Below are 13,104 nucleotides of genomic sequence, written 5' to 3' on the forward strand. Positions count from 1 at the left end.
CAAACGTACTTAAACCAATTAAAGAATATACTTTATGTAATGTGCTTGCATTATATGCATATTGGATTTAATAAGACACTTGTTGTGGATGAAAAAATTATTTTCAAGTGTAAATATTTTCTAATTTTAATTAGGATATATTTACAATTCAGTTTCCACTGTCCCGTGGCTTGTCCGCGGGATCTAGAAAGATCTGTATTTGAGTAATAAACTTATATACTTATCAAGATTACTGGATCCCGCGAACAAGCCACGGGACGTAGGATCTGGAGAAACGAATTGTCAACAGCCCCTGGTACAGGATCTTATTTCGTTTTTTGAGTCCAGTAGAGAACAAGTGCACTGGTAATTGCTGGGATTATTGCTAAGAAAGCAAAACCAAATAAATAAGAGAAAAATAGTTCAATGAAAGGTGCTAAGAAAATAAGGAAGAACTCGGGGAATTTCCATATAATCAGCTGACGAATAAAAGCATCTAGTATAAATAATATTAATAATGAAAGGTTGCCTATCTGAAATCCCAAAATAAAGTAGGGATAAGGTAGCACTGCAAGTGTTTTGCTTTTGAATGCAAACAACAAAGCTGTGGCGATAAAGGTAGAAAGAAAAATTAAAACGCCACTTAGCATGGAGTATGGCAAAGCAATAAGTGTAGAAATTGCTTCTCTATAACCAAAGATAATGAGCCAAAGCACACTACCTAATAACCAAAAAATAAGCAGATATAGAGCAAATAATCTAAATTGTTTCATGTAATTATTTCATCCTAAGTATAATATTTTTTCAAATCCTCTTGAACCTTTTATACAGATAAGTTAATTATCAAGATGATATCTAAATATCCAGCAATTTCTCAATAAGTTCGGACAAGTATTCGCCTTTGTCCTGCAACTTGTCCGCGGAATGTAGGAGATCTCTTTTATCCGGACTTATTGAGAAGTGACACTATCTAATAAAATTTTATGGGCGATCCAAGGGATTACGACATGAAGAAATTAAAATCCACCTCACAAAGTTCACAAGAAACAAATCCTAAAGGGAATAGAGCCTTACCACTTCAATTAGTGCAGCATGTTGAGCCGGATCGCACTTTTTATTTAAGAAGTACTGTGGAAGGAATAGGAAATTTTTTTTCCACACGGGTGAAAGAATTGTATCATACTCTAGCTATGACGTTTTCTTTAGACTCTATGGATTGGAGTAGTTTTAAAAAATATATTTGGCCTACGATTTCTTCTGGGGCTGCATTGATTCTTGGTCATTATCTCACCCAATATATGAGTGAATATCAAATGGGGAGCCCAGAATATGATTTTATTTTTAAATTTCTTTTTGGTGCAGCCATATTAGGTTATTGCGCTTTGAATCGTATTACAGATAAAAAATTTACGTCTCAGGGAGAATTGTCTCTAGCTGTAGCTAGTGAAGTTATGGCAATAACTTATATGTATAGCTCTGTGTTTAAAGGAACTACTTTCTTATTAAATAATACAGTATCTGATGAATATTCATTAATAGCCTCGCTTGGAACGAGTGCATTGGTTGTTCCAAGTGGAATTTCTTATCTAGCACAAAAAGCACAAGAACTTCTTGTTCGATTTCAATACAATCGGGGAGCGCAACGTTCAGATACAGCACTTATTTCTGGAGGGCTTACTCCAATATCGAATTTGTATTTTCAAATCAATCATTTTATTGCCAATGAGCTTATGGTGAGTTCTCGTACCTTTCAATTAGGACTGATCTCTCACAATATTCGTCATGCCGATAAAATAATCCAGAAATTTCGTAACTTGCCTGCATTATTAGCTGATTTGGCGCCATCTACCTTAAAAAAAATGCGTGTGCAGCAAGAAAAGCTTGATCATGATTATGAGTATAATCATAAATTGCATCAAGTTTTAAGATTTACATCAAATGGACCAATGTTTGTGAGTGTTCCTAGATATCAATTACGTACGGGGGATTTGGTTTATTGTGACAGCAGCATTGATTTGGCTTGTGTGCCTGTATCTGGAGAGCTTCTTGCCTTAAAACGGGATGAGAAAGGAAATTTCACTCAGGTATTAGAGGAAAAAAATTTTAGTGTAAATCTTAAAGCACAAAATGGTGAAGATGTTTGGATTGAACATCAAACGAAACCTGATTTTACTTCAAACTATAAAAAAATAGATTTGTATGCAGTTAGAGAGGGTAAACAAGCAGGAGTGTTGGTTGGAGATAAATTAAATATCTATGGCAACGACAATATTTTTATTCAAATTAAACCTGAAAAGGAGCTTTTATTAAGTAGTAATTATGAGAAAAAAGCGGTGATCAATGAAATTATTGCGGAACGTAAGCAAAAAAGTGTCTTATATTCAATTTTAGGCTCCATCATCATGGCAGCTTTTTTACAAAGAGATATCACTTCAATGCCTGCGGAAACAATAAAACTGATGTTTACACTTTTTCAAACAATGATTCCTTTTTCTGAAGCTTTTTTAAGGGAAACAGTGAATAGCCGCTTGATGAAAACACTAAATAATAATTTAGGAGACCAACCTTTAGAGACTATAGATGCACTTCGTGTGGTGGATTTATGTAATGCATTGGGCGGATATTACCGTGACCGATTTCCAAATGGGGTTGTCGTCATTTCAGATAAAACAGGAACTCTTACTACAACTAGGATGGATGTATTGGGTTTGTGGACTACGGATATGGCACCCGATGTGCAACAGGTGTTGAAAGAGAAGGAGGGTTTGCTTTTACCACAAGAAATACAATTGCTTGAATCTCTTGAAGTATTTTGTGAGGCATTTACTAACAACACAAAAGAATTGGAGCCCGAAGAACATGCCATCTTGGATCTATTCAAATCTTTGCTGAACAATCAACAATGTTTGGATGTGACTACTTATGGTACTAATCATTTTAAAAAAGTACTTACAATTAAAGACAAGAAGAAAGAAATAGAGACATTTCATTTAGGTTTATACCGCACGTTTGGTGGACGCTTTACCTTGGTAAAGGAAGGCATGGATTATTTTCTAGTATTTTGTGGAGTTCCTAATCAAGATTCATTTAAGGAAACTCCTGTGTTGCAAGCCTATACAACGATGCAAAGCCGTACTGAGGTATTATCCCGTGATTGGTGCATTGCTAGAAGTAAACTCAGTGGAGATGAGTTTGCTGCTTTACAAGAATTAACGGATAAGGATGATAAAGAGCACATTGAACATTTTATTTTAAAAAGACCGGCATTACTTAAAAGTATGGTGTATTACGGTACTTTTATTATTGATAATCCCGTAAAAAAAGGCGCGGAAAAATTTATTGCCCAATGTCGAGAAGTATCTGTTCCTGTATTTGTAGCTACTGGTGATACTGCTAAGGCTGCAGAAAATATTGCCAAGGTATTATGCCCGAAAAATGCGAAGAACATTCTTACTATTCGTGCAAAGGAAGCAAAAGAAGAGACTCTTGAATTTTTAAACGAAGAAAATTATCCAGCAGATTCGACGGTCATCTTTTCAGGTATTAATGAAGCAATCCTGAAACGATTTCAGAAACTGATGGATAGAGAGCCCACGAAGCGACCTGTAATTATTTTTGCAGAAATGAGTACAGAGGGGAAAGGGATACTCGCTCGTTATCTTAAGGACCATCATTATTTTGTTGTTGCCAATGGCGATGGCACCAATGATGTGATGATGATGAAAAATTCAAATATGGTAATAGCTCATCATTCAGATGACGGTACTTTTGCTCCTGGAGTTGATTCTTTATCGAATATAAGTGAAGAACAGTTAAGAAGATTGTTTGGTTCACAGAAAACTTTTTATGAGCTTTTTGATATTAATCTTCCAAAAAGTTTGTTTGTACAACAATTTGCTCCTTTAGCAAATTCACAAGAAAAACCAACCATGGCTTTGGCGCTTAAAAGTGGGAAAATGACTTTTGATTTAGCTAAAACTGTTGGTGCAAATGTTACAGAAATGAATCAGCAGCATTGGTATAGTGTTGCTTTTGATTTACTGTGGTTGTGGATTTCATTTTATGAAATTAACGAAAGCGCTGATTTGCCTATGGATAATCGAAATATAAATGCTTCAAGTTTGATTTCCAATACCATGGCAATTGCTTTGACCATCGCTGTTTTTCAATCATTGGCAAATTATGCTTTTTTCAATGAGTCTACCAATTTCACCAGCATGTTCATTATGCTGAGTCTTTTGCCTCTAGTTCTAAAAAGTATTTTTTCAGGATTTAGAATGGTACAGGATAGTGTATATCCTCCGCTGAAACCACCAGAAGTTGAAGAAAAGGCCGAATCAAACTCTAATCGCTCGTCGGTTTTAAGTTATTTTGGTTCCTTTTTTTCGCGTAATAAGCCGGTAAAGCAATTGGAGGAGGTAAGTAGTGTTCCCAAGCTTGAGTAGAGTTTTTACATACAACCAATTAATTGATTAAGAATTATGAGGAGATTCATGTGTCTTTTCGCAATGCGTTGATGTTATACGATTTATAGCTAATTTCATATTTTTAGGCAAGGCTTATTACTATGACCCCAGCGAAAATTAAAAAACCGCCAATGATGACTGAGGAATTCACATGAGTTTCATTAAATAAAAACCAAGTAAAAATGATGGTAAATAATGGATAGATTAATTCCAATATACCTGCGATTGTGGCATTTTTCAGGTTAATTGATGTCGCAATGAAAAAACTTGCGAGAAGAAGAACAGCAATCTCTACGATTGTTAACCATAAAAGACCAGAATCAGCAGCTAAAACCTGAACATCTTTTTTCATTGTCGTAAAAAAAGAAATACCAGTAAATAATAAAGCTCCAATGATCATTTCCAATGCTAATAACGTAACGGGTGAGATACTGCGTAATACTTTTTCAGCTAATGCGTAATTGAATCCCCATAAAATGGCAGCAGAAATTGCAAAAGTAAACCACATCACTGTACTCCTTGGAAAAACAGACGAGCGCATGAGGTGAACATTATATCATCAAAAAGGTAATAAATCAATCTAAAAAGAGAGCGCGCCACTTATAGATAGTCCGTGCAGGGTATTCGCAATGTGTGTAGGGGCTATTGAGGCTTGGATCTTTCACTCGCAAAAGATAACGATATTGGAACCAGCAAGCGGTAGTATCTAAGCGAAACTTTCAATGAGTTTTAGGGTACACCGATTAAGATTGCATTTCATATTGCCTTTGAATTACATTGTCGACTTCCACAATTCCAAAACCAAGTTCTTCATGTGTTGCTGCCCATAAGGCAAATTTATTTTTTGCTATTGAAGTGGCTTTTGCATCTTTATCATTTAACCATAAAGCATGGGCTACTTTCTCAGGGGTTAGTGGTTTTCTTTGAGAGAATTTTATAGCTGATAAAAACTCAGGTTTTTCAGGCTCTAATAATTCATCAAGGTTAATCCTTTTTTGAAGATTTTGTTCTGCAATTTGTAATTGTTGATGATGTCCTAATTTGATTTTAGAAACGTTATCATGGTATTGAGTTATTTTTTCAGCATGTTCTTTTTCATTGATATAAATATCAACAGCAGATAAGACTCCACCAATAACTACTGCTGCTCCAACAAGAATTAATGTAAGTGTTACTGGGTGAAATAGCTCAAAGAATATAAATCCTAGTGCAGCGGCAGTGAATAAACCACTGAATGTGCCAAATCCAAGAGAGAAACTGTTCCGGCTAAGGAAACTATTGTTTTCAGGATTAGGGATTTGGGTGAGTTTTTCTTGTATTTTTTGGTTCGATTGTTTTTTATGTTCGTAATACTTTTGTATGGTGGGATCAGTGGCATAAAATTTTTTTATTTTTTTATCTAATTGAGCAATATCCAGTCCGCTGAGCCATGTTATTTTATTTTCATCTGTTCGAGTCCCATCAAATGTTAAGTTTGCTGTTTCTAATTTAATACGTTTGGCCAGTGCTTTGTAAGTGTTAGCCAACTCTATATTTCTATAAGATTCTTCTGCGAGCATTTCAAAACTGGCAACTCGCGCAGAGATCTTGTTTAAAATGAGTGTCAGTTCACTAATCGTTTTGGTTACATTTGAATTTTGGTGCAGTACAGCAGCAAGAGTTCCTAATTTTTTCTTTAAATGAAACTCATATATTCCATCTTGAAAAAAATCAACATCTTCCGTAGCAATATCAACGGGTAAGTCCGTGTTACTTCTTTGTTGTAACCATTCATGTAAGCAATTGAATTGAGCTTCTTTTCTATTGCGATCGTCAATATTGATGGATGATTTAATCCTGGATTTTAATCGCTTAATCTCCATTTCATTGAGCGAGCCATCTTGATTAAAAATGCGCTTGATTAATTTAACTATTTTATCATTGTGTATCGCAGTTTTTAACTCTGCTTCGATAGTTGTGGGATTGTCCATAGCGGTCATCACATGGGCTTTAGTACTCACATAATTAGAGGATGCCAATACAGTGATCTTTCTTTTTTTATAATGACCAGTGGTATTTTGGATTGTAGAGATGATCCAACCTTTATGGTTTCCATCCGCATCACCACTTGGAGAGGCAATTAATGAAAAGCCCGAAGATTCTCCATTATCAGTCCGATAAGCAAAGCAAACCCTTTTAGTGGAAGCCATTAATTGCGCTAGGGTGTCGCTCTTTTTTACAGCGAGTGGTGATATTACTTGTGTGGTATGAAGAATTTCACTCACGCATGCGCCTGTGTTATCTTCTTGAGTGAACGTTGGAAAAATTCCTGGTGTTATTCTAATTTCATCAGCAAGATTTCTCGTTAACCATTCTGCTTTTAATTGAGATGCTTTAAGGCCTGTAAAGTCTACATAACACGTTCTATCTGCATCCATGTCGAGTTGTTTTATCGTCGAAGCTATATATTCTTTCTGCTCTGTGGTTTGTTCCAAAACATCTTCGAGAGTTGATGTAGCTATTTTTTCGTAGTTTAGATAGAGTTGCTTGGGTAAAAAAAATACTTTAGGAATTAAATCATAAGTTAGATTAAATTTTTTAATATTTTTAGGCATAATACATCATTGCGCGAATCAATCTGGATAAATTTTACGCTATTTATGCTAAAAATGAAACAACTAGAGAATTTGATTTTTAAATAACTCTTTTTATGAGTATTTAGATTCTGGGGTAATCTGGTATAATTAAATTCTATTTGTCCTTATTTTGTTATTAAACAATACTGAACAGGATCATCGTTAATTGAATGTAATTCGTTGGACAGAAAGACAATGTCTTTTGCACTTGTTTCCCTTAATTATTAGTATCTCTTTTGCTATGGATGTTTTTGTCCCTGCAATTCCGGAAATGAGTTATTTTTTTAAAACAGACAGCGCTGTGATGCAGGCGAGTCTTTATGTATTTATGCTGACAGTCGCTTTGGGGCAATTGTTTGTAGGACCTTTAGCCGATCGTTTTGGACGTCGACGAATCGCTTTAGGTTCCGCGCTTCTTTTTTTGATCGGTTCTGTTCTCGCAGTGTTTGCTTTATCCATACACTTACTGATTATTGCCCGAATTATCCAAGCAGCGGGAGCCTGTGGTACCTATTTACTTTGCTTTATTATAGTAAGAGATAATTACTCAACCACTGTCTGTGCACGCCTCTTTAGCGTTTTGTGTGGAACCAATTCATTGATTGCAAGTTCGGCTCCAGTCATTGGTGGGCTGTTACTGGATCAGACTCATGATTGGCACAGTGAGTTTTATTTTTTAATCATACTTGGTCTTTTAATGAGTTTGGTTGCATTGCGTTACATTCCTGATTATGACTATTGTAAGCAAAATTTATCGAGCTTTTCTCTAGTCAGGAGTGTAAAAAATATATTTAAACATCCTGGCTTTCGGCTTTATACTTTTATTGCCTCAGTCAACTTGCTTGGTTTGTATTTGTTTTGCGCCCTTTCTTCGGGTATTCTCATGACCCAACTTCATCTTAGCGCAACCCAATATGGTTTATGGTTTGGCCTCAATGCAATGACCGTATTTTTCACAAACCTTATTGCTGCCCGACTCACTTATTCTTTTCCTTTAGAAAAGACAGTTTATTGTGGTCTCGTTTTGATGATTATTTCATGCTTTTTGATGATAGTTCTTAATTTTCATCAAGTCAGTACGATTCGTTTCATGATGCCCATGCTTTCTTTGACCTTGGGTATTGGTCTTAGTATGGGGGCTGCAACTGCTCTTGCGTTAAAGGATTACAAACAACAAGCGGGTATTGCTACTGCTTTGTTGGGGGCTTGTCAGTTTGGTCTTTCGGGGTTGGTTGGTATTCTGATTACTCAATGGACTCCTGATCCATTAATTCTTGCTATACCTATGCTGTCTTTAAGTATATTAGCGTTAATCAAAATGAAAAAAGAGGAAAGAGCTCCTGTTGATTGCGATCATCCATCAAATGCAAACCTTAGTGAACACATGGAGGTTAATAAGTAATTCACTAGGTATATGATATCTGAAGAAAATTTACTTTTTTACCTTAGATAGTACTATACTCAATTTAATAACAAGGGATCTGGTATTAAAATTGGAGTAGCCCTAAATGATGGATGAATCCTCACCAGAGAAAACAAATCAATTCAGCTTATCATTTGCGGCCCTGGGAGTTGTTTTTGGTGATATAGGGACAAGCCCTCTTTATGCCTTTAGCCAAGTAATCACGTATTTACCGATTAGCGATTATAATGTTTATGGGATTTTATCACTCATTTTTTGGTCTTTGCTCATCATAGTCAGTTTTAAATACCTTCTGATAGTTTTTCGTGCAGATAATGATGGCGAAGGCGGTATTATGGCTTTAGCCGGTATCTTAAGACAGAAAATAAAAAATACAGGGGCCTGGTTATTATTTATTACTCTTGTTGGAATAGGGCTTATTATTGGGGATGGAATATTAACTCCAGCAATCTCTATATTAAGTGCTGTAGAAGGACTTGAACCATTATCTCCCCATTTAGCCAAGTATATTCTACCAGTCACTTTAGTTATTTTAGTGTTGTTATTTAAGCTGCAACGACTAGGTACCGGGAAAATTGGCGTTTTTTTTGCCCCTATTATGCTTATTTGGTTTTTCACAATAGGAATTTTGGGTTTTTTACAAATTATTCAGAATCCTGCAGTACTTATGGCAGTTAATCCCTATTATGCGATTCGTTTTTTTATATTACATCAGCAGTTTGCTCTTTTTATATTGGGTGGAATATTTTTAGTGATGACTGGGGGTGAAGCATTATTCGCTGATTTAGGGCATTTTGGCAAAAAAGCCATTCGAATAGGATGGTTTACTATCGTGTTCCCTGGATTATTTTTATGTTATTTTGGTCAAGGTGCTCTTGTTTTAATGCATCCGGAAGAGATTAGCTATCCATTTTATAGTTTGTCACCCCATTGGTTTCTTCCTATTATGGTGGTTATGGCGACAGCTGCAACTATTGTTGCTTCACAGGCCATCATTTCTGCGGCATTTTCTATTTTAAAACAAACAGCATTACTTAACCTGATTCCAAGGCTTAAGATTATATATACTTCCAAAATTGAAAAAGGCCAGGTGTATTTGCCTTTCATCAATTTTATTTTAGCTATAGGTACATGTGCGCTTGTGGTAACTTTTAGATCATCATCAAGCCTTGCAGATGCTTACGGAATTGCTGTTAATTTAGATATGCTTCTCACTACTATTTTAGTAGGGATCATTGCGTATCGTTGTTGGCATTGGAATGTGCTCAAGTTAATCATTTTTCCTTTAATTTTGATTATTGAACTTGGATTTTTGGCGGGAAATAGCTCTAAGTTTTTGACTGGAGGTTGGATTCCTATTTTAATTGCACTTCTTGGTGTTATTGTGATGTATACCTGGCATTGTGGCTTCGAGAAACTCCGTGAATTACATCATAGAGATGCTTTAATGGATGCATTTATTATTGATGAATTAGATCAAAATAAAATTTCAAGACAATCTGGAACGGCGTTATATATTATTGATCCTTATGATTGTGAAGGTGAAAGTCTTCTACATCATCTACGACTCAACCGTATTTTTTCGGAGAATATGGTTTTTTTAAGTGTCAAAATTGAAAATAAGCCTTATATTCCTCTCGAAAATAAATTTGAACTCATTACAAAAGCAAAAGGATTTCATCTCATTTATATTCATTTTGGATTTACTGAAAATATTAATTTACCTAATACCTTAGACGCACTGTTTCAAAGAGTTCAATTACCCTTTGAAATCAGCAAAAATAAATTAATTTATTTTATAGAGATCGTTTTTGTTGAAATGACAAGGGAAAGACTAAAAGGTATGTGCTTATGGCAAAAGCATTTATTTTCTCTCATGATACGTAATGCTGTACCTGATATTCAGTTTTATCGTTTACCTTACAATAAAACGATTGCATTAGGCACATATTATCAATTTTAAGTCCAATAAAAATCGGACAATATTGGATTAGCTAGAGATTAAGGATTGTCACATGGAGGAATTTGATTTACATAACTGTTCCTTATTTAAAGGAGTAGATGAAAAATATGTTGATGAGTTTTTAGCAAGTTGTGAGCTTGTTGAACTTCATCAAGGTGAGTTTCTTTTTCATCAAAATGAAATTGGTGATGCAATGTACATTGTGGAACAGGGTGAATTAGAAGTTGTATTAGATCAAGGCGTAGCAGAATCGGATTCCCAGACACCGCAGATGATTGGCAGACGTGAAAGAGGAGCTTTGATCGGGGAGTTATGTGTATTTGGTCAACAAAAACGTTCTGCGTCAGTTCGAGCGTTGGTTGATTCTCGCCTCTTAAAAATTGAAGGTGAAGATTTCAGAATACGTATTTACTCAAAGGAACTGGATGCATTATTGATTTCTTATAATATCGCAAAAGTACTGGGTGAACGTTTAATTACAACAAATAATCTTTTAACTTTGTATCTTCCATTTAAAGCATAATTATAACGATGAATTTTGAGCACTATAAATAACTTGGAAAAAAGTATCTTCCATTCTTTTTTCTTGCTTGCCCTGAACTCAATGCGTTCTTAATTTTCTTTTTTCATTCATCTTTATTATTTCTGTGGTGATAAGTATCAAGACAGTGCCTATTGCTGCTCCCACAGCAGTTCCTATACCGAGTAACTTTAAGCTGCCAATGACTGCACCTACAGCCATCCCAATAGATAGTTCAATGCTAATTCCAAGTGCAGGAAGAAAAATATCCGCAATGTTGTCTTTAGAAAGTGATTGAATGTCATTCTTGTTTTTATAGATTTTAAAAATTGCTATGCTTCCTGTTAGCGCGCCTCCAAGGAACATTCCAATAATAAAACCAAAAGCGCCACCAACAATGAAGTTTACATCAATGCCAAAATGGAGATCTTTATATCCGGTAAATAATCCAAATAGAGGGGTAATAAAAGCCCCAGATAAAGCACCAATAGCACTACCTGTAATCCCTCCAGGAATTGAGCCTACGGCGGCTGCAACATATAAATTAGGATTTTTTAAAAGATTTAGAAGAAATAGAAAACCATTTTCAATACTCATGCTCATGATAGCCAGAAATCCCACACATTATAATGTTATTAATTTAACAATAATGGTATCTATTGACAATCTAATCTTTATCGAAATAGTTCTCTTGCTTTATTCAATACAAGTGGTGCTCTATACTAGACAGTATGTTCCTGGGGATTGATGCATGATCCATGACAAATTGATTTGATTTACTTTATATTTGTATTATACCTAGTGATAACAGGATATTTTTTTCACCGCGAAGTGAAATTAGAGTTTGTATTATTCTACGAGGGGTTGTCAAAATTTGAATAAAAATATCATCATTCAAATGCAAATTGTTGCAGTTTTGTTGGGTGCTCCTATTTTTGTATTTTTGGACAGCCCCTGGTTTGCTGATCATTTTTTTGTGGGACAAGATGTAAATAATGTAATTATGTTTCTTATGTATGGTTGGATATTTTATTTTGCTGGCCGCAGATTACATTGGCTGATGTTAATTATGATCGTTGCTAGCTTTTGCGCGGAAGTAATTGGATCAAAAATATTAACTCTATATCGGTATCATCTGGATAATATTCCTCCTTTTATTCCTCTAGGACATGCAGTGGTTTATGCCATAGTGTTTCAAATAACTCATCAACCATTTATATGGAAGTATCATGTGGATTTTGAAAATTTTTTGCGCAAATTTGCTTTTATTGTCTGTTTTATGTCCTTAATTTTATTAAATGATGTCGCCGGTTTTTTAGGTTATTTGTTTTTCCTTGTTATTCTGAGACAACGAAAAAAACCTTTATTTTATTTGACTATGTTTGCCATAACTTACTATTTAGAATTTCTAGGTACTGTTTTTTCAGCATGGTCTTATTATTTTGCTCTGGGCAATCATCCTAATTACATCCCAACATCAGTGACGCCTTGTGGTATTGCGGGTGTTTATATGCTTGTTGATATAACCAGTAATTCGGCCTATTTTTATGTTAAAAAGTTAAAAAAATACCTTAAAAAGGTGCGAACTTCTCTGCATACTATAACGCCGGAAAAAGAGAGCATCATCCAATCTCTACAATAAAGCGTAGCATTATCTTAAAGCTGGATTCTGCTCTATCGGTACCGCATAAGTCTAAAAAGGGCCATTTAGGATAGTTTGATTAACAAATGGAACTAATTTGCATATCTTATTTGTGCATAATATAATCATATTGATTCACATTGATTCTTTTGATGTGACACGTTATAAGGAGATTTACATGAAGATCAAATCACCTGCAGCTGGGTTAATAATCGCTACTGCTATGATTATAGCAGTTGGACCTACCCAAGCAGCATGTTATAAGAATCAACCGGGATGGCACATGGTTTCAAAAAAATGTGGCATTAAACCTGCCGCGAACTGGCAACAATATGAGAGCGGAGTCTACACCCAACCAACAACAGGCAAAAGTTTATTTCCCTCTTTCTAAATAGTAAGAGTAGCTCATTATTAATGAGTGTAATATGAGCTACTCTTAGTTTCTTTGAAGTTTTCGTTTTTAGGTGTTTTTGAGAGTGGCATGTCTATTTTGCTC

Annotated in this window: 10 protein-coding genes; 6 read left to right on the plus strand and 4 right to left on the minus strand. The window is 35.1% G+C overall.

Annotation, left to right across the window (positions count from 1 at the left end):
• Window positions 1–305: 305 nt before the first annotated feature.
• Window positions 306–752 carry a hypothetical protein gene (locus DYH34_RS05745; RefSeq protein ID WP_058464369.1) on the minus strand — a complete coding sequence of 149 codons (447 nt, stop codon included), beginning with the start codon at window positions 750–752 and terminating at the stop codon, window positions 306–308.
• A 234-nt stretch (window positions 753–986) separates the two neighbouring features.
• Between DYH34_RS05745 and DYH34_RS05750 the strand changes: the two genes are divergently transcribed.
• Window positions 987–4,424, plus strand: a complete 3,438-nt coding sequence (locus DYH34_RS05750) for an HAD family hydrolase (RefSeq protein WP_058464368.1) — start codon at window positions 987–989, stop codon at window positions 4,422–4,424.
• Window positions 4,425–4,527: 103 nt separating this feature from the next.
• Here DYH34_RS05750 and DYH34_RS05755 read toward each other — a convergent pair whose 3' ends face one another.
• Together DYH34_RS05755 and DYH34_RS05760 are read right to left on the minus strand one after the other, a co-directional pair.
• Window positions 4,528–4,953: a DMT family transporter gene (locus tag DYH34_RS05755; protein ID WP_058464367.1), complete on the minus strand. Its 426-nt coding sequence runs from the start codon at window positions 4,951–4,953 to the stop codon at window positions 4,528–4,530.
• Between the two features lie 235 nt (window positions 4,954–5,188).
• Complete coding sequence (locus tag DYH34_RS05760; protein WP_058464366.1) at window positions 5,189–7,039, minus strand: hypothetical protein; 1,851 nt, start codon at window positions 7,037–7,039, stop codon at window positions 5,189–5,191.
• 187 nt (window positions 7,040–7,226) lie between these two features.
• Between DYH34_RS05760 and DYH34_RS05765 the strand changes: the two genes are divergently transcribed.
• The 3 genes from DYH34_RS05765 to DYH34_RS05775 all read left to right on the plus strand — a co-directional run bounded on the left by DYH34_RS05765 (window position 7,227) and on the right by DYH34_RS05775 (window position 10,969).
• Window positions 7,227–8,462: a multidrug effflux MFS transporter gene (locus DYH34_RS05765; RefSeq protein ID WP_058464365.1), complete on the plus strand. Its 1,236-nt coding sequence runs from the start codon at window positions 7,227–7,229 to the stop codon at window positions 8,460–8,462.
• A gap of 106 nt (window positions 8,463–8,568) precedes the next feature.
• Window positions 8,569–10,446, plus strand: coding sequence for a potassium transporter Kup (locus tag DYH34_RS05770; protein WP_058464364.1), 1,878 nt, complete (start codon window positions 8,569–8,571; stop codon window positions 10,444–10,446).
• A 52-nt stretch (window positions 10,447–10,498) separates the two neighbouring features.
• Window positions 10,499–10,969 (plus strand): cyclic nucleotide-binding domain-containing protein, encoded by a 471-nt coding sequence (locus DYH34_RS05775; protein ID WP_058464363.1) that lies wholly within the window; start codon window positions 10,499–10,501, stop codon window positions 10,967–10,969.
• A 78-nt stretch (window positions 10,970–11,047) separates the two neighbouring features.
• On the opposite strand, the gene DYH34_RS05780 is transcribed toward DYH34_RS05775, so the two are convergent.
• Window positions 11,048–11,569 carry a hypothetical protein gene (locus tag DYH34_RS05780; protein WP_115342565.1) on the minus strand — a complete coding sequence of 174 codons (522 nt, stop codon included), beginning with the start codon at window positions 11,567–11,569 and terminating at the stop codon, window positions 11,048–11,050.
• A gap of 271 nt (window positions 11,570–11,840) precedes the next feature.
• On the opposite strand from DYH34_RS05780, the gene DYH34_RS05785 reads away from it, so the two are divergent.
• Complete coding sequence (locus DYH34_RS05785; protein WP_058464361.1) at window positions 11,841–12,608, plus strand: hypothetical protein; 768 nt, start codon at window positions 11,841–11,843, stop codon at window positions 12,606–12,608.
• A 178-nt stretch (window positions 12,609–12,786) separates the two neighbouring features.
• A complete protein-coding gene (locus DYH34_RS05790; protein ID WP_058464360.1) occupies window positions 12,787–12,999 on the plus strand; it encodes a hypothetical protein in 213 nt (70 codons plus the stop codon).
• Window positions 13,000–13,104 lie beyond the last annotated feature (105 nt).

This window comes from Legionella cincinnatiensis (assembly GCF_900452415.1).
GTDB lineage: Bacteria > Pseudomonadota > Gammaproteobacteria > Legionellales > Legionellaceae > Legionella > Legionella cincinnatiensis.